Source organism: Microbacterium resistens NBRC 103078, from assembly GCF_001552355.1.
GTDB lineage: Bacteria > Actinomycetota > Actinomycetes > Actinomycetales > Microbacteriaceae > Microbacterium > Microbacterium resistens.
The window spans coordinates 1-21,120 of record NZ_BCRA01000089.1 but is presented as its reverse complement, the minus strand read 5'-3'; the positions used below and the strand labels follow the sequence as shown (position 1 = coordinate 21,120).

Here is a 21,120-nt window from a genome sequence, read left to right as displayed (position 1 = left end):
GTTCGACGGCAAGGCGGCGTCGCCCGATGCGGGCGGAGCGGGCGGGGTCGCGTTCGACTGCCGGTCCTTCGTCTGCCGCCTGCCGGTGTCCGACCCGTCGGCGATCGCCCGGACGCGCTGAGGGGCGTTCCGCGCGACGTCGGCCCGACGTCGGCTCGGGGCCGGCGCGAGGTCGGGGCCACCCGTCGGATCGCCGGAAGAAGGCGAAAGGACTGTGCAGTCTGTTCAGTGTCGATGCGGAGAAGCCGGTGCGACTGCGCGCCGTGCGCAAGGATGGCTGAACCGATTGCCTCATCGGACCGATCCGTCCTAGGGTGTCGCAACGTGCCGGTGATCCGGTCGCCACCCCTCACAGCAAGGACGCTCTGACGATGACCCTCCCCTCGCGCCCCGCGCTCGCGCACGTGCCCGCGTACCGCCAGGGGCGCTCCGCCCCGGCCGGTGCGTCGAAGCTCTCCTCGAACGAGTCGCCGCACCCTCCGCTGCCCTCTGTGGTGGAGGCGGTCCGCGAGCGCCTCACCGCACTGCACCGCTATCCGGACATGAGCGCGGCCGCGCTGATCGACCGCCTCGCGCGGCGCTACGACGTGGACCCGCGCTCGGTCACGGTCGGCGCAGGCTCGGTCGAGCTCGCAGCGCAGCTCATCCACGCCGTCGCCGGCGAAGGCGACGAGGTGGTCTTCGCCTGGCGCTCCTTCGAGGCCTATCCGTCCCTCGTGCGCATCGCGGGGGCGACGCCCGTCCCCGTGCCGCTCGACGCCGACCACCGCCACGATCTCGACGCGATGCGCGCGGCGATCACCGACCGGACGCGCCTCGTCTTCGTCTGCAACCCGAACAACCCCACCGGCACCGTCGTGACGGCCGCGGAGCTGGAGCGGTTCGTGGACGCCGTCCCGCGCGACGTGCTCGTCGTCGTCGACGAGGCGTACGTCCACTTCGACCGCACCGCGCGCGTCGACGGCGAGGCCCGGGGTCTCGGGATCGACCTCTTCCGGCGCTACCCGCACGTGGCCGTCCTCCACACCTTCTCGAAGGCGTACGGTCTGGCGGGGCTGCGCATCGGCTACGCGATCTCGCCGGTCTCCGTCGCGGACGACCAGCGCAAGGTCGCCGTGCCGTTCGGCGTGACCGACCTCGCGCAGGCGGCGGCCCTGGCGTCGCTCGACGCCGAGGCGGAGCTGGCGGTCCGGATCGACGAGGTCGTCGCGCAGCGCGACCGGCTGGCCGGGATGCTCCGCGATGCGGGCTGGCCCGCCGTCGCCTCCGAGGCCAACTTCGTCTGGGTCCCGGCGGGTGACCGCGCCGCGGAGCTCGACGAGCTGCTGACCGCGGGCGGGGTCGTGGCCCGGACGTTCGCCGGGGAGGGGGTGCGGATCTCCTCCGGATCGGGGGAGGACGTCGACCGCGTCGCCGCCGCGCTGGCCGCCCGCGCCGTCGAGGGGGTGCGCGCATGAGCGCCGAGGTCCCCGTCGTCACCACCACGACCCGCGGCCTCCAGCCCGGCCTCACCCGCCGCCAGATCTCCATGATGGGTCTGGGCGGGGCGATCGGCGCCGGCCTGTTCGTCGGGTCCGGGCAGGCGATCGGGATCGCCGGGCCGGCGGTGCTGATCTCGTACTTCGTCGGCGGCGCCATCGTCGTGCTCGTCATGGCCATGCTCGCGGAGATGGTGGCCGCGCGTCCGAGCTCGGGGGCGTTCAGCTCCTACGCCCAGCGGGCCCTCGGACGCAGCGCGGGAAGCGCGGTCGGATGGCTCTACTGGATCCAGCTCATCGTCGTGATCGCCGCGGAGGCGACCGGCGCGGCCGGCATCGTGGCCGGATGGGTGCCGGGCGTCCCGGCCTGGGTCTGGGTGCTCGTGTTCGTCGCCGCCCTGACCGCGGTCAACCTCTTCGGCGTGCGCAACTACGGCCGTTTCGAGTTCTGGTTCGCGGCCGTCAAGGTCATCGCGATCATCGCCTTCCTCGTGGTGGGGGTGTGCGCGATCCTGGGCCTGATCCCCGGCGTGCCCGCGACCGGCATCGGCAACCTCGTGGCTCACGGCGGCTTCGCTCCTGCGGGCGTCGCCGGTGTCGCGGCCGCGCTGCTGATCGTCGTGTTCGCCTTCGGGGGCACCGAGGTCGTCGCGATCGCGGCGGCCGAGTCCGACGACCCGGCCCGCAACATCCGGCGCATCGTGCGCGAGGTGATGGTGCGCATCCTGGTCTTCTACCTCGGGTCGATCTTCGTGATCGTGACGGTCCTGCCCTGGAACGACCCCGCGGTGAAGGAAGGCCCGTTCTCCGCCGTCCTGGCGACGATCCGGGTGCCCGGCGTGGACCTGGTGATGTCGGTGATCGTCGTCGTCGCGCTGCTGTCGGCGATGAACGCCAACATCTACGGCGCCTCGCGGATGGCGTTCTCGCTCGGCGAGCGCGGGCTCGCCCCGCAGATCGTCACGCGCACGAGCGCGGCGGGCGTTCCCCGGGTGGCCGTGCTCGCCTCGGTCGCGTTCGGCTTCGTGACCGTCGGATTGAACTGGGCTTTCCCCGACGTGGTGCTCCCGGCCCTGCTGAACGTCGTGGGGTCCACGCTGCTGGTGATCTGGATCTCGACGGCCGTCGCGCAGATCGTGCTGCGCCGTCGCGCGGACCGCGCGGGCGAGGACATGCCGGTGCGGATGTGGGGCTTCCCGTGGCTCTCGTGGCTCTGCCTGGCCCTGCTGGTCGGGGTGATCGTGCTGGCGATGACCGATGCGGCCGCGCGCACGCAGCTGCTGCTCACCCTGGGCCTCACGGTGGCGCTCCTCGTGATCGCGCGGCTCACCCGCGGGATCTCGCGCCCGGGCGTGCTGCGCGAGACCGACGCCGACGGGGCGTGACGTGCGCATCGACCGGCTCGACGCCGACCTCATCCGCCTGCTCACCGAGACGCCGCAGCTGCCCGTGCTGGAGTGCGCGCGTCGGCTGGGCGTCGCCCGCGGGACGGTGACCAGCCGCCTGGCGCGGCTGCACGAGGCCGGCGTGATCGAGGGGATCGTGCCCCGTGTCGATCCGGGCGGCTTCGGCTACGGACTGGTCGCGTTCTGCCTGGTGGAGATCGATCAGAAGATCGGTCACGACGAGGTGGCGGCGGCGCTGGCGGACGCGGTGCCGGAGATCATCGACATGTACACCGTCACGGGGGCCAGCGACATGCAGCTGCGCCTCGCCGCCCACGACGCGGAGCAGCTCCAGGACGTGCTGGACCGCGTGGCACTGGTCCCGGGGGTCGCGCGGACGGCGTCGTCGATCGCGATGCGCACGCACCTGTCCAACCGCACGCTGCCGCTGGTGGATCACGTCGCCGGGGGCCCGGGGGCCTCGGTCTAGCGCCTCGCCATCGGTCCGATCCGCACATCGAGTCCCGATCTGCACACGGATCCGCAGGGATCCTGTGCAGATCGGGGCGATGTGTGCAGATCGGGACACATCGCCCCGGCGTGCGGGCGGATCAGACCCAGCTCGGCATCCAGTTGTGCAGGAGCCAGAAGTCGTAGGGCACGGCCATGCCGGTCCACAGCGGATAGAAGAACGCGGACACCAGCAGCACCGCGACCACGACGACGAGCACCGTGCGCTGGCCAGCCTGCCGGCGGTGTCGCGGGGCATCCGGCGACCCGGCGATCTCCCGCAGCGTCAGCACGAGGGCGAGGATGAGGAAGGGCGCCATCGCCACCGTGTAGAACTGGAAGATCGTGCGGCCCGGGACGAGCAGCCACGGCAGGTACGTCGCCGCGAGCCCGACCAGCGGGATCGCGAACGACCAGGGCATCGGCCGCCCCTCACCCAGACCGCGCACGAACCGGAACAGCAGGTACAGCGCCGCCGCCACGCCCAGGTACCACAGCAGCGGGTTCGGGATGGTCGAGATCGTCGCGATGCAGTCGTCCGATCCGGGGCACGGCGCGTCCCGCCCGCCGACCCACACGGCCGTCGGACGCAGCAGCAGCGGCCACTGCCATGCGGGGCTGGCGTACGGGTGCCCGCTGGTGAGCGAGACGTGGAACCCCATGATCGCCTCGTGGTACTTCCACAGTCCGACGAACGGATTCGGATCGATCCGCCGGTCGTAGCCGCCGGTGCTCGCGAACCACCCGGCCCACGACGCGAGGTACACGACCAGGGCCGGGGGGACGAGGAGCAGGAACGACACCGGCCCCTGCCGCAGCGCCGCATCCGTGGGCCAGAGCACCACGCCGGCGCGGCGGCGGGCGAGGGCGTCGGTGACGACGAGGTACAGTCCGAGCGCCGCCAGGGCGTACAGACCCGACCATTTCACCGCCGTCGCCGCGCCGAGGGCGAGCCCGGCGGCGACGATCCAGGGGCGCCGCCACAGCACGCGTCCCCAGAGGGGCGGGGCGTCGTCGCGGGCGTGCGTGCGCGGGTCCTGGAGGCGGTGCATCGTCCGGCGCCGGTCGAGGAGCACGAAGAGGAACCCCAGAAGGACGAAGAACGTGAGGATCCCGTCGAGCAGCGCGATCCTGCTGAGCACGATCCCGAGCCCGTCCACGGCCAGGAACAGCCCGGCGAGCGAGGCGACGGCGATCGAGCGGGACAGCTCGCGGGCGATGAGGTAGACCAGCAGCACGGAGAGCGTGCCGAGCACCGCCGTCATGAGCCGCCAGCCCGCGCTGGAGCCCGGCCCGAGCAGGCCCAGTCCCAGCGCGACGATCCATTTGCCCAGCGGCGGATGCACGACGAAGCTCGTGTCGGTCTGGAGCGCGGTGGTGTCGCCCCGCGCGAACAGCTCGTTCGCGGTGGCTCCGTCGGCATCCCGCCAGACCCCCTCGTACCCCTGCACCCACAGCGACCAGGCGTCCTTGACGTAGTACGTCTCGTCGAAGGCGAGCGAGTGGGGGTGGCCGAGGTTCGCGAAGCGAAGGATCCCGGCGAACAGCGTCAGCACCAGCGGCGCGAGCCACGTCATCAGACGGCGGCGGCCCGGCTCCAGCATCCAGGAGGCGCGCACCCGCTCCCAGGCGGTCGGCCGCAGGTCGACGGAGGGAAGCAGAGGCGCGGTCACCCGCCCAGCCTATGCTGGGCAGGTGCTGATCCTCGCGGCGACCCCGATCGGGAATCTCGGCGACGCCTCGGCGCGTCTGATCGAGGTGCTGGAGAACGCCGTGGTGGTCGCCGCCGAGGACACCCGGACGACGCAGCGGCTGCTCCACGCGCTGGGCATCGGCAACCGGCCCCGCCTGATCGCCCTGCACGATCACAACGAGAAGGCGAGGGCCGCGGAGCTGGCGGCGATCGCCGCGGACGAGGACCTCGTCGTGCTCAGCGATGCGGGGATGCCGACCGTCAGCGACCCGGGGTACGGTCTCGTGGCCGCGGCGGTCGAGCAGGGCGTGACGGTCACCTCGATCCCTGGGCCGAGCGCCGTCGTCACCGCGCTCGCGGTGTCGGGGCTGCCCACGGACCGGTTCGCGTTCGAGGGCTTCCTGCCCCGCAAGGCCGCGGAGCGCGCCCGTGCGCTGCGCGCCCTCGCCGCCGAGGCGCGCACGCTGATCTTCTTCGAGTCCCCGTCCCGGCTGGCGGCGACGCTCGCCGACATGGGCGACGCGTTCGGCGACGACCGCCGCATCGCCGTGTGCCGCGAGCTCACCAAGCTGTACGAGGAGGTCCGGCGCGGCACGGCCCGCGAGCTGGCCGCCTGGGCCGCCGCGGGCGTGAAGGGCGAGATCGTCGTCGTCGTGGAGGGCGCGCCGGAGCGCTCGGTGTCGCCCGACGACGCGCTGGCGCAGGTGCAGGACCTCGTCGCCGGCGGCGTCCGGCTCAAGGAGGCCGCGGCCGAGGTCGCCGCGCAGACGGGGCTGTCCTCGCGGGAGCTCTACCAGGCGGCGCTCGCCGCCCGTGGCCGCTGAGCGAGGCGGTGCTCGGCGAACCGGCCTGCGGCTGGCCGGTTAGCCTGGGGACATCCGCAGACCGGAGCCATCGGAAGGAGCGCCGGATGGCGAAGACGCCGACCGTGTACGACGTCGCCGAGCACGCGGGCGTGTCCATCGCGACGGTCTCCCGGGTCCTTCGCCTGCCCGATGCGGTGCGTCCGGCGACCCGCGACCGCGTGCATGCGGCGATCGCCGCGCTCGGCTACGTCCCGAGCGGCAGCGCCCGCGGGCTCGCCGAACGGCGCACCGGCGTGCTCGGCCTGTACTTCCCGGGTTTCGACGCGGTCGACGAGGTGCTGGACTTCGACGCTCTCGCGGGCGACGCCTCGCCGGCGCCGCCCTTCACGGTGGTGCGGGAGCCGGAGGACGCGGCCGGGCCCGAGGACGCGCAGGGATCCATGCTGTTCATGGACGAGGTGCTCCGCGGCGCGGAGCTCGAAGCTTGGCGGCAGGGATTCGTCCTCATGGTGGGGGTCGGCCGGGACGATCCCGTCCGCTCGACGGTGCGCGACATGGCCGGGCGCGTGGACGGCCTGGTGGTCCTCGCCTCCAGCGTGCCGGACGACGAGCTCGACCACCTCGCGCAGCGAATCCCGGTGGTCGTGCTGTCGGGGCCGGCGCACGGTGACCGCTTCGACCACGTCACCGTCAGCAACACCGAGGCGATGGCCGAACTGACGCGCCACGTGCTGGCGCGGACCGGTGGGCGGGCGCCGGCGTACGTCGCGGGGCCGGCGGACTCCCCGGACAGCGCGGAGCGGTGGACCGGGTTCGCACGCGCGGTCGCGGACGCCGGCATCGCGATCGACGAGGTCCGCGTGCTGCGCGGCGACTTCACCCGGGCCTCGGGCCGGCGTGTCGCCGACGAGCTGCGGGCGAGCGGACTGCCCCCGGCGCTGATGTCGTCCAACGACCAGATGGCGCTGGGGGCGCTCGACGGCTTCCGCGACGCCGGGATCCGGGTTCCGGAGGACCTCGTCGTCACCGGCTTCGACGGCATCGACGCCGCCGCGCATGCCTCGCCGCGACTGACCACCGTGCGCCAGCCGATGATCGAGCTCGGCCGAGCCGCGGTGCAGGTCCTCGCACGGCGCCTGGAGGATCGCGACGCCGCGCCGATGTCGGTCCGGCTGCCCGTCGAGATCGTGCTGCGCGCAAGCTCCCTGCCTCCGGCCTGAACACCGCCGACTCGGGCCCGCCCGGGCGGAGGGGGTTGTGATCGTCAAATGTATGCGCTTACAATCAGAGGGCGCGGCAGGGACGCCGCGCAGGCCCCCGAGCTTCGGGAGGCCCTGATGACAGAGACGACATGGGGTCACACCGTGACACAGACGCACAGGAGCGGACGCTGGAGGCGCATCGCCGCCGCCGGTCTCGCGGCCGCCGCGCTCGCCCTCAGCGGGTGCAGCATCCAGATCACGTCGCAGCCGGATCCCTCGATCGGCGACGACACGATGCTCATCAACGCCGATCACGGGAACCCGCTGTTCACCCGCAACTTCAACCCGTACCTGACCAACACGCGCACGGCGTCGCGATGGATCTACGAGCCGCTGATCCTGATCAACCCGCTCGACGGCGCGCGCAACCCCTGGCTGGCCACGGACTGGGCCCAGCCCGACGCGCGCACCATCGTGATGACCCTGCGCGAGGGGGTCGAGTGGAGCGACGGCACGCCGTTCACGGCGGACGACGTCGCCTTCACGTTCCAGATGCTGAAGGACACCCCGTCCCTGGACATCAAGGGGGCGTGGCAGCACATCGACACGATCGAGACCTCGGGCGACACGGTGACGTTCCGGCTGAAGAGCGAGGACGCGCCCTCGCTGTCGATCATCGGGCAGACCCTCATCGTTCCCGAGCACATCTGGTCCGAGGTGAAGGACCCGGGAACGTGGCGCAACGAGGAGCCGGTCGGCACCGGGCCGTTCGTCCTCGGCAACTACAACGACCAGCAGTACTCGATGGACAAGTACGACGGCTATTGGCAGGCCGACAAGGTGCAGATCGAGCACGTGCTGCTGCCGTCCACGAACACCCAGCTCGACACCGTCTCCCGCGGGTACGACTGGGCCTACTCGTTCATGTCCGACATCGAGGGCACGTGGGGCGCGGCGAGCCCGCACAACCAGTGGTGGTTCCCCGCGGGCGGAGTGATCTCGCTCATGCCGAACCTGGAGAAGGCGCCCTTCGACGACGTGAACGTCCGCCGGGGCATCTCCCTCGCGCTGGACCGTGAGGCCATCGCGGAGACGGCGTCCGAGGGGTACATGCAGGCGGCGGGGCAGACCGGCCTGATCCTGCCGAACCAGGAGGAGTACCTGGATCCGTCGATCCCGGATCAGGGGATGATCGCCCAGGACCGGGAGGCCGCGCTCGCCGCCTTCGCCGCGTCCGGCTACACCCTCCAGGGCGACCGTCTCGTCGGCCAGGACGGCAGCCCGCTGGAGTTCTCGCTCACCACGGCCAACGGCTACTCGGACTGGACCCGCGCGGCGCAGGCGGTGCAGCGCCAGCTCGACGAGGTCGGGATCACCGTGAAGCTCGTCCTGCCGCAGCCGGCCGGCTACCAGAGCGCGATCAGCAACGGCGACTTCGAGATGGCGATCGGCGGCATGGGCAACGGCGATGTGTTCCAGGCGTTCAACAGCCTCCTGTCCAGCGACTTCTACGTCCCGACCGGGGAGGCGACGTCCAACAACTTCCAGCGCTACCGCTCCGACCGCGCCGACGCGCTGCTCGCCGAGTACCGCTCCACGGTGGACGAGGGCAGGCAGGCCGAGATCGTCCGGGAGCTGCAGGGCATCGTCTACGACGAGCTCCCCGTGATCGGGATGTACTACGGCGGCATCTGGGGGCTGTTCAACGACGCGAAGTTCACCGGCTGGCCGTCCGCGGAGGACCCGTACATGATCCCGCAGAACTATGACTCGGCGCCGCTGATGATCTTCACGCGCCTCCAGCGCACGGACGAGGAGGCGGGCGAATGAGATATCTGCTGCAGAAGCTCGGGCTGTTCGTCCTCACGCTGTGGGCGGCGGTCACGCTGAACTTCTTCCTGCCGCGGCTGATGCCCGGTTCGCCGGCGGACGCCGCGATCGCGAAGCTGTCGCAGAACGGCCCGGTGTCCGAGGCCACGCGCGCCGCCATCGAGGCGCAGCTGGGCGTGCCGAGCGGCTCGCTGTGGGACCAGTACGTCGCCTACCTGGGGCAGGTCGTGCGTCTCGACTTCGGGGTCTCCTACACGTTCTATCCGCAGAGCGTGGCGAGCATGGTGTCCACGGCCCTGCCGTACACGATCGGCCTGGTCGGCATCGTCACGATCCTCGCGTTCGTGATCGGCACGCTCATCGGCGTCGCCGCCGCCTGGAGGCGGGGCACGTGGCTGGACTCGCTGCCGACGCTGACCGGCTCGTTCCTCAGCACCTTCCCGTACTTCTGGACCGCGCTGCTGCTGCTGTTCTTCCTCGGCTACGTGCTGCACTGGTTCCCGACGACGGGGGCGTATGCGGCGACGACCACGCCGGGCTTCACGGGGGAGTTCCTCGCCGACCTCCTCCGGCACGCGACGCTCCCCGCGCTCACGATCCTGCTGACGTCGCTCGGCGGCTGGATCATCGGGATGCGCAACGCGATGATCAACACCCTCGGCGACGACTACGTCACCTTCGCCGAGGCCAACGGGCTGAAGGGACGCACCATCGCCCTGCGGTACGCAGCGCGCAACGCCATCCTGCCGAACCTCACCGGGTTCGGGCTCACCCTCGGCGGCGTCGTGGGCGGCTCGATCCTGGTGGAGCAGGTCTTCGGGTACCCCGGCATCGGGTACCTGCTGTTCAACGCCGTGATCGGGCAGGACTACCCGCTCATGCAGGCGCTGTTCCTGATGATCACGGTCAGCGTGCTCGTCGCCAACTTCCTCGTCGACATCCTGTACGGCGTGCTGGACCCAAGGACCCGCCGATGACCACCACGATGAACCTCAAGACGCCTCCGACGACGATCGCGTCGCCGAGCCGCTGGCGCTCCCTCGGCCGGATGGTCGGCACGCTGTGGGGCAACGGCAAGGCGCGGCTGGGCCTGTGCATCCTCGCCTTCTTCGTCCTCGTCGCCGTGTTCGCGCCGCTGCTGGCGCCGTACGACCCGAAGGACACCTCGTTCGAGCGCAACGCCGACGCGTCCGCCGCGCACTGGCTCGGGACGACGGCGGCGGGCGAGGACGTGCTCAGCCAGCTCATCCACGGCGCGCAGATCAGCCTGCTCGTCGGCTTCGCGGCGGGGATCCTCTCCACGGTCGTCGCCGTGCTGATCGGACTGAGCTGGGGCTACCTTCGCGGCTTCGCGGGCGAGGCGGTCGGGTTCGTGGTGAACCTGTTCCTCGTCATCCCGGGCCTTCCGCTCATGATCGTGATCGCCGCGTACCTCCAGAACGGCGGGATCCTCATGATCGTCGCGGTGATCGTGGTGACCGGCTGGGCGTGGGGCGCGCGGGTGCTGCGCAGCCAGACCCAGTCGCTGCGGGGCAGGGACTTCGTCGCCTCCGCGCAGTTCTCCGGCGACAGTCCCGCACGGATCGTGTTCCGGGAGATCCTGCCGAACATGACCTCGATCATCGCCGGCACGCTCTTCGGGGCGGCGACGGCGGCGATCCTCGCGGAGGCGGGCCTGGAGTTCCTCGGCCTCGGCGACTCCAGCATCGTGAGCTGGGGCACGATGCTCTACTGGGCCCAGAACTCCAACTCGCTGCTGACCGGACAGTGGCTGCTCCTGTTCGCGCCCGGCCTGTGCATCGCGCTGCTGGCGCTCAGCCTCACACTCATCAACTTCGGCGTGGACGGCATCTCGAATCCGCGCCTGCGGGAAGGGAAGGGCCGATGAACGCGACGACGACCGCGTCGACGCCGGCGGAACCCGAGGTCCTCCTCGACGTCCGGGAGCTGTCCGTGGAGTACGCGTCGCCGGGGCTCGCCCCCGTGCGGGCCGTCGAGGACGTCTCCTTCACCCTGCGCCGCGGCGAGTTCGTCGGCCTCGTCGGCGAGTCGGGATCCGGCAAGTCCACGCTCGGCTTCGCGCTCACCCGCCTGCAGAAGCCGCCGGCGCGCATCAGCGGGGGACGGATCCTGTTCGGCGGTCGCGACATCCGGGAGCTCGATGCGGAGCAGCTGCGCCGCCAGCGGCAGGGCGGCTTCGCCATGGTGCTGCAGTCCGGGATGAACGCGCTGAACCCGGTGCGGACGATCCGCTCGCATTTCGCCGACGTCTTCGCGGCCCATGACCACGTCCCGCGCGAACGCCGCGACGAGCGGATGCGGGAGCTCGTCGGCAAGGTCGGGCTCGGGCCGGAGGTGCTGGCGCGCTACCCGAGCGAGCTGTCCGGGGGCATGCGGCAGCGCGCGTCGATCGCGATCGCGCTGTCCCTCGAGCCGCAGCTCATGGTGTTCGACGAGCCGACGACGGCGCTCGACGTGCTCGTCCAGCACGCGGTGATGGACACGATCCGGTCGCTGCAGCGCACGGAGGGGTTCACCGCGATCCTCATCAGCCACGACCTCGGCATCGTGCTGGAGGCGACGGACCGCGTGATGGTGATGCACGAGGGACGCATCGTCGAGGACGCGCCGAGCCGGGACATCCTGGAGCGGCCGCAGGACGAGTACACGCGGATGCTGCTGAGCCACTACGCCGACCCGCGCGCCGAGTCGATCTCGATCCCCGGCTTCGTCGACCTCGGCACCCGCCAGCGCGAGGGCAAGGCGCGCACGGACGTGACCGAGACCGTGCCGACCGTGTCCGCGCGCACCACCCGCCGGGCCGACGCGGCCATCGTCGTCGACGGCGTGTCCAAGGTCTATCCGGCGCCCCGCCGCGGCGAGCGCCCGGTGACCGCCGTGGACGACGTCTCGTTCCGGCTGGAGCCGGGGGAGGCGCTCGCCCTGGTGGGCGCGTCCGGATCCGGGAAGTCCACGCTGGCGAAGCTGATCACCGGGGTGGAGCGCCCGACGGCGGGTGCGATCCGCTTCGGCGACGTGGACGTCCCGGCCCTCCGGCGACGGGGCCTTCGCGACCTCCGCAAGGACGTGCAGATGGTGTTCCAGGACCCGTACGCGGCGCTGAACCCGCTGCATACGGTGGAGTACGCGCTGACCCGTCCCGTGGTGAACTACACCGGGCTCCGCGGGCGCGAGGCGCGGGCGCGCGTCCTGGAGCTGCTGGAGACCGTGGGCCTGACGCCGGTGGAGCAGTTCGCGGCGAAGCTCCCGCATCAGCTGTCCGGCGGCCAGCGCCAGCGCGTCGTGATCGCGCGGGCGCTCGCGAGCGACCCGCAGGTGCTCATCGCGGACGAGCCCGTGTCGATGCTGGACGTGTCCCTCCGCGCCGGGGTGCTGGCGCTGCTGGAGGATCTGCGCGAGCGCTGGGGGATCAGCATGCTCTACATCACCCACGACCTGCTGAGCGCACGGCTGGTCACCGAGAACATCCTCGTGCTCAACCGCGGCCGGGTCGTCGAGCGCGGCGAGACCGCCCAGGTGCTCCGCCACCCGGAGGACCCGTACACCGTCGAGCTCCTCGACGCCGTGCCCAACCCGGCGCGCGCCCGCTGAACCGGCGGCGCCGCGCGCGCCGACACCGAACCGCAACGAAACGACAAGAAGACGACAAGAAGGGAGCACTCGTGCTCGCATTCCCCGATGGTTTTCTCTGGGGAGCCGCCACGGCGGCCCATCAGGTGGAGGGGAACAACATCGCCAGCAACTGGTGGGTCATGGAGCATGCGCCGGGCACCACGATGGTGGAGCCCTCCGGCGACGCGGCCGACCATTTCCACCGGTACCCGGAGGACATGAGGCTGCTCGCCGAGGCGGGGTTGAACTCGTACCGCTTCTCGGTCGAGTGGGCGCGCATCGAGCCGGAGCGCGGCTTCGTGTCCCGGGCCATGATCGACCACTACCGGCGCATGATCGACACCGCGCGGGAGCACGGCCTCGATCCCACGGTCACGCTGATGCACTTCACCGTGCCGCGGTGGTTCCAGGAGGACGGCTTCTGGCGTGCGGCCGACGCCGTGGATCTGTTCGCCCGGTACACGGAGACGGTGCTGCCGATCCTGGACGGCGTCGAGTACGTCTGCACGATCAACGAGCCCAACATCGCGGCCATGCTCGCGGGAGGGGAGGACGCCGCCAACCTCGTGGCGCACGGCCTTCCGAAGCCCGACCTGGGCGTCGCGGACACGCTGCTGGCCGCGCATCGGCGCGCGTCCGAGATCCTGCACACCGTGCGGGGGATCCGGGCGGGATGGACGATCGCCACCCAGGCGTTCCACTCGACGGGCGAGCCGGGCGCGGACGAGATGCTCCACGAGTACGGGCATCCGCGGGACTTCTGGTACCTGGAGCAGTCGGCGGGCGACGACTTCGTCGGGGTGCAGGCGTACACGCGCACGTTCATCGGGCCGGAGGGGCCCGTGCCGGTGTCGGCGGACGTGGAGACGACGCTCACGGGCTGGGAGTTCTTCCCGGACGCGTTGGAGCTCGGTGTGCGCAGCGCGTGGGAGCTCTCCGGCGGCGTGCCCGTGCTCGTGACGGAGAACGGCATCGCGACCGGCGACGACGACCGCCGCATCGCCTACACGCGCGGTGCGCTGGAGGGCCTGCACCGGGCGATCTCCGACGGGATCGACGTGCGCGGCTACCAGCACTGGAGCGCGCTGGACAACTACGAGTGGGCCAGCGGCTACCGGCCGACGTTCGGGCTCATCGCCTTCGACCACGAGACCTTCGCACGCACGCCGAAGCCCAGCCTCGCGTGGCTCGGCGACGTCGCTCGCCGAGGCGGCCTCGTCGACTGATCCCGTCTCGCGCGGGCGGTCGTCCTCTCCCGTGAGGGAAAGCCCTTACGGGGCGTGGCCGGCGACGCCGAAGTGCGGCAGGGTGGCGGGAGGAGGTCCCATGGACGCGATCGTCTTCCTGCTGATCCTCGCCGCCGCGGTCGCCGCGTTGCGCGCGAGACGGACGTGGGTGGTGCTGTGCTTCGTCGCCGTCGCCTTCGGTATGGCGACGGCGCTGTTCCTGCACCACGTGACGGATCCGCTGGGGGTGAGCCTGTGAGCGCGACGCACTCCCTGCCCGCGGGGCCGGAGGCCGGGACGGTGCACGACGGCGTCGCGACGCCGCGGGTCCTCGGCCTGCTGTCGTTCTGGGCGCACGTGGGATTCCTCGCCGCGTACGTCGGCATCCTCAGCACGGCGATGTTCTGGTTCCAGTTCGCCCAGGGCGAGTTCCCGTGTCCGCTGTGCATCACGCAGCGGATGGCGATGATGCTCGCCTGCCTGGGGCCCCTGTACGTCGTCGCACGGGCGCTGCGGGGGACGAGCTCGCTCGCGACCCTGGCGACCGGATCCGGCATCGCGATCCTCGGTGCGGTGCTCGGGATGGCGATGTCGGGGCGCCAGGTGCTCCTGCACATCGCGCCGGGGGATCCCGGCTACGGGACCGCGGTCCTCGGGATGCACCTCTACACGTGGGCGCTGGTGAGCTTCGCCGTCGTCCTGGTGTTCTGCGCGGCGATGCTGGTGCTCGGCCGATGGGTCGTCCCGGTCGCCCCGGCGGGGCGGGCGGCGCGCGTCCTCGTCTGGGCCGTCGTGGCGCTGTTCCTGTTGACCGTGGCGATCAACGCGGTGGTCGTGTTCGCCGAGGCCGGCTGGAACTGGTACCTCCCCGACAACCCGACCGGCTATCGCCTCTTCGAGGGGTGACCGGCGCGCGACGCCCCCCGGACTGTAACCCGCGCGGGGGCGTCGCCGGTCCCGCCTAGAATCGAGGGCATGCCCGCAGGCGAATCGTTCTACATCACCACGCCGATCTACTATCCCTCCGACGTGCCGCACATCGGCCACGGCTACACCTCCGTGGCAGTGGACACGCTCGCGCGCTGGCACCGCCAGGCTGGGGACGACGCGTGGATGCTCACCGGCACGGACGAGCACGGGCAGAAGATGCTGCGCGCCGCGGCCGCCAACGGCGTCACCCCGCAGGAGTGGGTGGACCGCCTGGTCGGCGAGAGCTGGTTCCCGCTGTTGAAGACGCTCGACGTCGCCAACGACGACTTCATCCGCACCACGCAGGAGCGGCACGAGACCAACGTGCAGAAGTTCTTCCAGGCGCTGTACGACCGCGGCTACATCTACGCCGGCGAGTACGAGGCGCTGTACTGCGTGGGCTGCGAGGAGTTCAAGCCCGAGTCCGAGATCGTCGACGGCACGGGTCCCTTCGAAGGGCTGAAGGTCTGTGCGATCCACTCCAAGCCGCTGGAGCTGCTGCAGGAGAAGAACTACTTCTTCAAGCTCAGCGAGTTCCAGGACCGCCTCCTGGAGCTGTACCGGACCGAGCCCGACTTCGTGCGCCCCGACTCCGCGCGCAACGAGGTCGTGTCCTTCGTCTCGCAGGGGCTCAAGGACCTGTCCATCTCCCGATCCACGTTCGACTGGGGGATCCCCCTGCCGTGGGATCCCTCGCACGTCATCTACGTGTGGGTGGACGCCCTGCTGAACTACGTCACGGCGGTGGGCTACGGCACCGACGAGGAGCAGTTCGGCCGTCGCTGGCCCGGCTACCACGTCGTGGGCAAGGACATCCTGCGCTTCCACGCGGTGATCTGGCCGGCCATGCTGATGGCGGCGGGCCTCGACGTGCCGCGCGGCGTCTTCGCCCACGGCTGGCTGCTCGTCGGCGGCGAGAAGATGTCGAAGTCCAAGCTCACCGGCATCGCGCCGACGGAGATCACCGACGTCTTCGGGTCCGACGCGTACCGGTACTACTTCCTGTCCGCGATCGCCTTCGGCCAGGACGGCTCGTTCTCCTGGGAGGACCTGTCGGCGCGGTATCAGTCCGAGCTCGCCAACGGCTTCGGCAACCTCGCCTCCCGCACCGTCGCGATGGTCGAGCGGTACTTCGACGGCGCCGTCCCCGCGGCGGGGGAGTACACGGAGCAGGACCGCGCGGTGCAGCAGGTCGTGGCCGCTGCCGCGGCGGACGCGGACGCCGCGATGGAGCGCTTCCGGATCGACGAGGCGATCGGCGCGATCTGGACCATCGTGGACGAGCTGAACGGCTACATCACGGAGAACGAGCCGTGGAGCCTGGCGAAGGACGAGTCGCAGCGCGCGCGTCTCGGCACCGTTCTGTACACCTGCGCGGAGGGCCTGCGCGCCCTCGCCGTGCTGCTCTCGCCGGTGATGCCGCAGTCCACCGCGACGCTGTGGGAGGCGCTGGGCGCGGAGGCCGAACTGGGTCCCCTCACGGCGCAGCCCGTGCGCGAGGCCGGACGCTGGGGCCAGCTGCCCGCGCAGACGCGCGTGCGGACGCTCGCCCCGCTGTTCCCGCGCGTGGAGGCGACGGCCTGAGGAGGCGACGGACATGACGCATCCGGACACCTACGTCCGTGAGCGCTCCGCGGACGGCCGGAAGGACCTGCGCTACCCGCCCGCACCGGAGCCGCTCGCGGTCCCGGTCTACGACAACCACTGCCACCTGGAGATCGAGGACGGGGACGACCCGCTCACGCTCGCCGAGCAGCTCGATCGCGCCGAGGCCGTGGGGATCGCCGGGGTGGTCCAGGCGTCCGGCGACATCGAGTCGTCGCGCTGGGCCGTCGCGGCGGCCGAGGCGGACCGGCGGGTGCTCGCCGCGGTCGCGATCCACCCCAACGACGCGCCGACCTATGCTGCGCACGGACGGCTCGACGAGGCGCTCGCGGTGATCGACGAGCTCGCCGCGCATCCCCGGACGCGGGCGATCGGCGAGACCGGACTCGACTACTTCCGGACCGGCGAGGACGGGCGCGCCGCGCAGCACACGTCGTTCGAGGCGCACATCGCCCTGGCCAAGAAGCATCGTCTGGCGATGCAGATCCACGATCGCGACGCGCACGACGACGTCCTCGCGACGCTGTCGCGGGTGGGCGCGCCGGAGCGGACGGTGTTCCACTGCTTCTCCGGAGACGACGCGATGGCCCGGACGTGCGCCGACGCGGGGTACTACCTGTCGTTCGCCGGCACCGTGACGTTCAAGAACGCGCAGAACCTCCGCGACGCCCTGCGGGTGACGCCTCTCGACCGGATCCTCGTCGAGACCGATGCGCCGTTCCTCGCGCCCGTGCCGCTGCGCGGGCGCCCGAACGCCCCGTACCTCATCCCGATCACCCTGCGGTTCATGGCCGCCGAGCTCGGTCTGGACCCGGACGCGCTCGCCGCGCAGGTCGCGGAGAACACCCGCGCGGTCTACGGCGCGTTCGACTGATCGCGCGTCCGGCGCGGGCGCGTCAGGCGGGGTCGGGCTCCGCCGCCGGCTCGGCGTCCGGGATCGGCTTCGCGGCGGCGATGTGCGAGATGGGGCGCCACACGAGCGCCAGCGTGATCGCGGCGCCGACGAAGGCGAACCACCACGGCGCCGTCAGTCCCCAGAACTGCGCGATCGTTCCGCCCAGGGCCTGGCCGATCACCATGCCCGCGAAGACCCCGACCATGTTGACCGACCCCACTCGTCCCTGCAGCTCGTGCGGGACCAGACGCTGGCGGACCGTCGTCGAGATCGTCCCCCACACGAACGCGTACGCCCCGAACCCGACCATGATCGCGAGGGCGACGGTGCCGGATGTGGTCAGGGCGAAGGCGAGGTGCATCACGACCTCGAGCGAGAGGCAGATCCGCATCAGCGCCGCGAACGACACGTGCCGCTCCAGCCAGCCGAAGCTCAGGGTCGCCAGCAGGCCGCCCGCGGCGGACGCGGTCGTGAGCGCGCCATAGCCGACCGCGCCCATCTTCAGGTGCTCCGTCGCGTACAGCACGAGCACGCCCCACGGCGCCGCCCAGGTGACGTTGAAGGCGAGGATGATGATCACGAGCATGCGCACGGGCGGGTTGCGCCAGAGCCAGCGCATGCCCTCCGCGATGTCGGTGTGCACCGCCGTCCGTTCGCGCGTCCGGGGCGTTCCCGCTCCCGCGGCGTCCTGGTCGGGGCGGGGAGGCACCGGTGTCCGTGCGATCCGGGCGATGAGCAGGATCGCCAGGGCCAGGCACAGCACCTGCACGAGGAAGGGCCAGAACGCGCCCAGCGCGAAGAGGAACGCGCCGAGGGGAGGCCCGGCGAACTGGTTCGCGACCAGGAACCCGGCCTGAAGGCGGGCGTTGCCGATCCCGAGGTCCGCCTTCCGGACGAGCATGGGCAGCAGCGTGCTGCCGGCGGTGTCCACGAACACCTCCGCCGTGCCGTAGAGGAACGCAGCGGCCAGGACGATGCCGATCGTGGCCGATCCGGTGAGGAGGAACACCGCCAGGGCGAGGACCACGACGCCGCGGGCGGCGTTGGCGACCATGACGAGGCGTCGTCGGTCGAAGCGGTCGGCGATGGCCCCGGCGTGCAGGCCGAACAGCAGCCAGGGCAGGAACTGGAGCATGGCGCCGGCCGCGACGAGGAACGGCGCGTCCGTCATCGAGGCGATGAGCAGGGGAGCGGCGGCCAGGGCGATCCCGTCCCCGACGTTGCTCGTCCAGGAGGAGGCCAGCAGCCACCGGAAGTCCGTTCCCATCCGCCGCGGTGCGATGAGCTCCCCGAGAGTGGTCACCCGCTTGATCATAGGGCGGGGCGAGGACACCGGGAACGCCCTGCGGATGCGGGATGATGGGGGGATGACCGTCACCCTGCTCGGTGCGACCGAGATCCGCCGCCTGGCCGCCGAGCTCGACGTGACCCCGACGAAGAAGCTGGGGCAGAACTTCGTCGTCGACGCGAACACGGTGCGGAAGATCGTGCAGGCCGCGGACGTGCGCGAGGGGGAGTCGGTCGTCGAGATCGGCCCGGGGCTCGGATCCCTGACCCTCGCGATCCTGGAGGCCGGCGCGACGGTGACCGCGGTCGAGATCGATCACCGCCTGGCGGCGTATCTGCCCGAGACGGCACGGACGCACGGCGTCCCCGAGGCCGCGCTGACCGTGGTCGACGCCGATGCCCTGCGCGTCACCGAGCTGCCCGGCGATCCGACGGTGCTCGTCGCGAACCTGCCGTACAACGTGTCGGTGCCGGTCCTGCTGCACTTCCTGGAGACCTTCGAGCGGATCCGGCGGGGCGTCGTGATGGTGCAGGCGGAGGTCGCCGAGCGGCTCGCCGCGAAACCGGGATCCAAGATCTACGGCGCTCCCAGCGTGAAGGCCGCCTGGTACGGCCCGTGGCACCTCGCCGGCACGGTGTCGCGGCAGGTCTTCTGGCCGGTGCCGAACGTCGACAGCCTGCTCGTGGGGTTCGTGCGCGACGCCGAGCCGCGCGGATCCGAGCAGGAGCGGCGGCGGACCTTCGCGATCGTGGACGCCGCGTTCAACCAGCGGCGGAAGATGCTGCGCCAGGCGTTGTCCGGGATGTTCGGCGGCTCGGCGGCGGCGTCCGCCGTGCTGGAGGCCGCGGGCGTCGCCCCGACGGCGCGCGGCGAGGACCTGACGGTGGACGACTACCACCGCATCGCGCGCGCCGCGGCGTGAGATCCGGGGCGCGATCCGCGGGTTCGGGGCGCCGGATGGGGCTCGCCGGCACCGGGAGGCGCCCCGAAACCCGGGAATGCGCCCCGAAACCGGAGCCTGCGGCCGGCGCGCGAGGGCTACCCTGACAAGCGTGACCGATTCGCGTTTCCGCCCCGACGTGCCCGATGTCCACCGCCCGTACTCCGCCGCGCCGGACCGGTACGAGCGCGCCCGGTTCCGCCAGGTCGGCTCCTCGGGGCTGTACCTGCCCGCGATCTCGCTGGGGCTGTGGTGGAACTTCGGCGACAACATCCCGCTCGACAACCAGCGCGCGCTCCTGCGCCACGCGTTCGACCGCGGGATCACGCACTTCGATCTCGCCAACAACTACGGCCCCCCGTACGGCTCCGCGGAGAAGAACTTCGGGCGCATCCTCGCCGAGGACCTCCGCCCGTACCGGGACGAGCTCATCATCTCGTCCAAGGCCGGGTGGGACATGTGGCCGGGCCCCTACGGGGACCTCGGCAGCCGGAAGTACATCCTCGCCAGCGCGGAGCAGTCGCTGACCCGGATGGGACTCGACTACGTCGACATCTTCTACTCGCACCGGGTCGATCCGGTGACGCCGGTCGAGGAGACCGTCGGGGCGCTGGACACCCTGGTCCGCCAGGGCAAGGCGCTCTACGTCGGGATCTCCTCGTACAGCGCCGAGCGCACCGAGGCCGCGATCGACGTGGCCCGCGACCTCGGGACGCCGCTGGTGATCCACCAGCCCGCCTACTCGATGCTCAATCGCTGGGTCGAGGACGGTCTCACGGACACCCTCCGCGAGGAGGGGATGGGCGCGATCGCCTTCACACCTCTCGCCCAGGGGCTGCTCACCGGCAAGTACCTCCAGGACGGCACGGCGGAGCGGGCGCAGAAGCGCGGCTCGCTCCCCGACGCCCCGCTGAGCGAGGAGGGGCTGACGACGCTGCGTGCGCTCGCGGACATCGCTCGCGAGCGGGGCCAGTCCCTGGCCCAGCTCGCGCTGCAGTGGGTGCTGCGCGACGACGTCGTGGCGTCCGCGCTGATCGGCGCCTCGCGGCCCGAGCAGCTCGACGAGAACCTCGCCGCGTTGGACGCCGCGCCGCTCACGGACGAGGAGCTGTCGCGCATCGACGAGCTCGCCGGGGGCATCGACGTGAACCTCTGGGCGCGCTCCTCGGAGCTGTGAGCCGATCATGAACCCGGCCGCCCTCCCGTCCGTGCGCGTGCGGGCGCCGGGGAAGATCAACCTCTTCCTCGGCGTCGGCGGACGCCACGACGACGGCTACCACGCGCTCGCCACGGTGTTCCAGGCGGTGTCGCTCACGGAGGACGTGGTCGCGACCGCCGCCCCCGGCTTCCACCTCACCGTCGAGGGCACGGCCGACCCGGAGTCCGTGCCGACGGACGACCGGAACCTGGCCATGCGCGCGGCCAAGCTCCTGGCGTCGGCGACGGGATACGAGGGCGGCGTGCACCTCGCGGTGCACAAGAGCGTCCCAGTGGCCGGGGGGATGGGCGGCGGCTCGGCCGACGCGGCGGCGGCGCTCGTCGCATGCGACGCGCTGTGGGAGACGGGGCTCAGCACCGCGCGTCTGCACGAGCTGGCCGCGCGGCTGGGCGCGGACGTCCCGTTCGCCCTGCACGGCGGCACGGCGGTCGGGACCGGCCG

The 21,120-nt window shown here is 71.6% G+C and carries 19 protein-coding genes; 17 read left to right on the top strand and 2 right to left on the bottom strand.

The window, feature by feature from the left end; all coding sequences use genetic code 11:
* Nucleotides 1–371: 371 nt before the first annotated feature.
* The 3 genes from hisC to MR1_RS14320 are packed head-to-tail and all read left to right on the top strand — an operon-like array spanning nucleotide 372 to nucleotide 3,353.
* Nucleotides 372–1,457 (top strand): histidinol-phosphate transaminase, encoded by a 1,086-nt coding sequence (hisC, locus tag MR1_RS14330; protein WP_067248238.1) that lies wholly within the window; start codon nucleotides 372–374, stop codon nucleotides 1,455–1,457.
* Nucleotides 1,454–2,863 (top strand): amino acid permease, encoded by a 1,410-nt coding sequence (locus tag MR1_RS14325; protein WP_067248234.1) that lies wholly within the window; start codon nucleotides 1,454–1,456, stop codon nucleotides 2,861–2,863. Before hisC ends, MR1_RS14325 begins: the two co-directional genes overlap by 4 nt.
* 1 nt (nucleotide 2,864) lies before the next feature.
* A complete protein-coding gene (locus tag MR1_RS14320) occupies nucleotides 2,865–3,353 on the top strand; it encodes an Lrp/AsnC family transcriptional regulator (protein ID WP_067248231.1) in 489 nt (162 codons plus the stop codon).
* A gap of 121 nt (nucleotides 3,354–3,474) precedes the next feature.
* Here MR1_RS14320 and MR1_RS14315 read toward each other — a convergent pair whose 3' ends face one another.
* The gene (locus tag MR1_RS14315) at nucleotides 3,475–5,046 is read right to left on the bottom strand and encodes a dolichyl-phosphate-mannose--protein mannosyltransferase (RefSeq protein ID WP_067248228.1); all 1,572 of its coding nucleotides are present in this window, start codon (nucleotides 5,044–5,046) and stop codon (nucleotides 3,475–3,477) included.
* A gap of 22 nt (nucleotides 5,047–5,068) precedes the next feature.
* On the opposite strand from MR1_RS14315, the gene rsmI reads away from it, so the two are divergent.
* The 11 genes from rsmI to MR1_RS14265 all read left to right on the top strand — a co-directional run bounded on the left by rsmI (nucleotide 5,069) and on the right by MR1_RS14265 (nucleotide 17,211).
* Complete coding sequence (gene rsmI, locus MR1_RS14310; RefSeq protein WP_067248225.1) at nucleotides 5,069–5,890, top strand: 16S rRNA (cytidine(1402)-2'-O)-methyltransferase; 822 nt, start codon at nucleotides 5,069–5,071, stop codon at nucleotides 5,888–5,890.
* Nucleotides 5,891–5,976: 86 nt separating this feature from the next.
* Nucleotides 5,977–7,092 carry a LacI family DNA-binding transcriptional regulator gene (locus MR1_RS14305; protein ID WP_067248222.1) on the top strand — a complete coding sequence of 372 codons (1,116 nt, stop codon included), beginning with the start codon at nucleotides 5,977–5,979 and terminating at the stop codon, nucleotides 7,090–7,092.
* A 144-nt stretch (nucleotides 7,093–7,236) separates the two neighbouring features.
* Entirely contained in the window at nucleotides 7,237–8,904 is a 1,668-nt protein-coding gene (locus tag MR1_RS14300) for an ABC transporter substrate-binding protein (RefSeq protein ID WP_231820347.1), read from the top strand.
* The gene (locus MR1_RS14295; protein ID WP_067248217.1) at nucleotides 8,901–9,881 is read left to right on the top strand and encodes an ABC transporter permease; all 981 of its coding nucleotides are present in this window, start codon (nucleotides 8,901–8,903) and stop codon (nucleotides 9,879–9,881) included. Before MR1_RS14300 ends, MR1_RS14295 begins: the two co-directional genes overlap by 4 nt.
* Nucleotides 9,878–10,792, top strand: a complete 915-nt coding sequence (locus MR1_RS14290; RefSeq protein ID WP_067248214.1) for an ABC transporter permease — start codon at nucleotides 9,878–9,880, stop codon at nucleotides 10,790–10,792. Before MR1_RS14295 ends, MR1_RS14290 begins: the two co-directional genes overlap by 4 nt.
* Nucleotides 10,789–12,516 (top strand): ABC transporter ATP-binding protein, encoded by a 1,728-nt coding sequence (locus tag MR1_RS14285; protein ID WP_067248212.1) that lies wholly within the window; start codon nucleotides 10,789–10,791, stop codon nucleotides 12,514–12,516. Before MR1_RS14290 ends, MR1_RS14285 begins: the two co-directional genes overlap by 4 nt.
* A gap of 71 nt (nucleotides 12,517–12,587) precedes the next feature.
* A complete protein-coding gene (locus MR1_RS14280) occupies nucleotides 12,588–13,763 on the top strand; it encodes a glycoside hydrolase family 1 protein (RefSeq protein ID WP_067248210.1) in 1,176 nt (391 codons plus the stop codon).
* A 100-nt stretch (nucleotides 13,764–13,863) separates the two neighbouring features.
* On the top strand, nucleotides 13,864–14,022 hold the full coding sequence (locus MR1_RS19850) for a DUF5993 family protein (protein WP_157518237.1): 159 nt from the start codon (nucleotides 13,864–13,866) through the stop codon (nucleotides 14,020–14,022).
* On the top strand, nucleotides 14,019–14,669 hold the full coding sequence (locus MR1_RS14275; RefSeq protein ID WP_217996232.1) for a disulfide bond formation protein B: 651 nt from the start codon (nucleotides 14,019–14,021) through the stop codon (nucleotides 14,667–14,669). The genes MR1_RS19850 and MR1_RS14275 overlap by 4 nt, the downstream gene beginning before the upstream one ends.
* 69 nt (nucleotides 14,670–14,738) lie before the next feature.
* Complete coding sequence (gene metG, locus MR1_RS14270) at nucleotides 14,739–16,316, top strand: methionine--tRNA ligase (RefSeq protein ID WP_067248207.1); 1,578 nt, start codon at nucleotides 14,739–14,741, stop codon at nucleotides 16,314–16,316.
* Nucleotides 16,317–16,329: 13 nt separating this feature from the next.
* Nucleotides 16,330–17,211 carry a TatD family hydrolase gene (locus tag MR1_RS14265; protein ID WP_067248205.1) on the top strand — a complete coding sequence of 294 codons (882 nt, stop codon included), beginning with the start codon at nucleotides 16,330–16,332 and terminating at the stop codon, nucleotides 17,209–17,211.
* Nucleotides 17,212–17,233: 22 nt separating this feature from the next.
* Here MR1_RS14265 and MR1_RS14260 read toward each other — a convergent pair whose 3' ends face one another.
* Nucleotides 17,234–18,535, bottom strand: coding sequence for an MFS transporter (locus MR1_RS14260; protein WP_255218164.1), 1,302 nt, complete (start codon nucleotides 18,533–18,535; stop codon nucleotides 17,234–17,236).
* Between the two features lie 64 nt (nucleotides 18,536–18,599).
* Here MR1_RS14260 and rsmA point away from each other — a divergent pair, with 64 nt between their 5' ends.
* The 3 genes from rsmA to MR1_RS14245 all read left to right on the top strand — a co-directional run.
* Nucleotides 18,600–19,442, top strand: coding sequence for a 16S rRNA (adenine(1518)-N(6)/adenine(1519)-N(6))-dimethyltransferase RsmA (rsmA, locus tag MR1_RS14255; RefSeq protein WP_067248200.1), 843 nt, complete (start codon nucleotides 18,600–18,602; stop codon nucleotides 19,440–19,442).
* Between the two features lie 130 nt (nucleotides 19,443–19,572).
* On the top strand, nucleotides 19,573–20,637 hold the full coding sequence (gene mgrA, locus MR1_RS14250) for an L-glyceraldehyde 3-phosphate reductase (protein WP_067248197.1): 1,065 nt from the start codon (nucleotides 19,573–19,575) through the stop codon (nucleotides 20,635–20,637).
* A gap of 7 nt (nucleotides 20,638–20,644) precedes the next feature.
* Nucleotides 20,645–21,120, top strand: a 476-nt coding sequence (locus tag MR1_RS14245; protein WP_457920432.1) for a GHMP family kinase ATP-binding protein, incomplete at its 3' end; no start/stop codon positions are given.

Excerpts from the sequence above, each read along its gene's own strand:
- hisC (WP_067248238.1), top strand. The coding sequence starts at position 372 with ATGACCCTCCCCTCGCGCCCCGCGCTCGCGCACGTGCCCGCGTACCGC.
- MR1_RS14325 (WP_067248234.1), top strand. The coding sequence starts at position 1,454 with ATGAGCGCCGAGGTCCCCGTCGTCACCACCACGACCCGCGGCCTCCAG.
- MR1_RS14305 (WP_067248222.1), top strand. The coding sequence starts at position 5,977 with ATGGCGAAGACGCCGACCGTGTACGACGTCGCCGAGCACGCGGGCGTG.
- MR1_RS14295 (WP_067248217.1), top strand. The coding sequence starts at position 8,901 with ATGAGATATCTGCTGCAGAAGCTCGGGCTGTTCGTCCTCACGCTGTGG.
- MR1_RS14290 (WP_067248214.1), top strand. The coding sequence starts at position 9,878 with ATGACCACCACGATGAACCTCAAGACGCCTCCGACGACGATCGCGTCG.
- MR1_RS14285 (WP_067248212.1), top strand. The coding sequence starts at position 10,789 with ATGAACGCGACGACGACCGCGTCGACGCCGGCGGAACCCGAGGTCCTC.
- MR1_RS19850 (WP_157518237.1), top strand. The coding sequence starts at position 13,864 with ATGGACGCGATCGTCTTCCTGCTGATCCTCGCCGCCGCGGTCGCCGCG.
- metG (WP_067248207.1), top strand. The coding sequence starts at position 14,739 with ATGCCCGCAGGCGAATCGTTCTACATCACCACGCCGATCTACTATCCC.
- MR1_RS14265 (WP_067248205.1), top strand. The coding sequence starts at position 16,330 with ATGACGCATCCGGACACCTACGTCCGTGAGCGCTCCGCGGACGGCCGG.
- rsmA (WP_067248200.1), top strand. The coding sequence starts at position 18,600 with ATGACCGTCACCCTGCTCGGTGCGACCGAGATCCGCCGCCTGGCCGCC.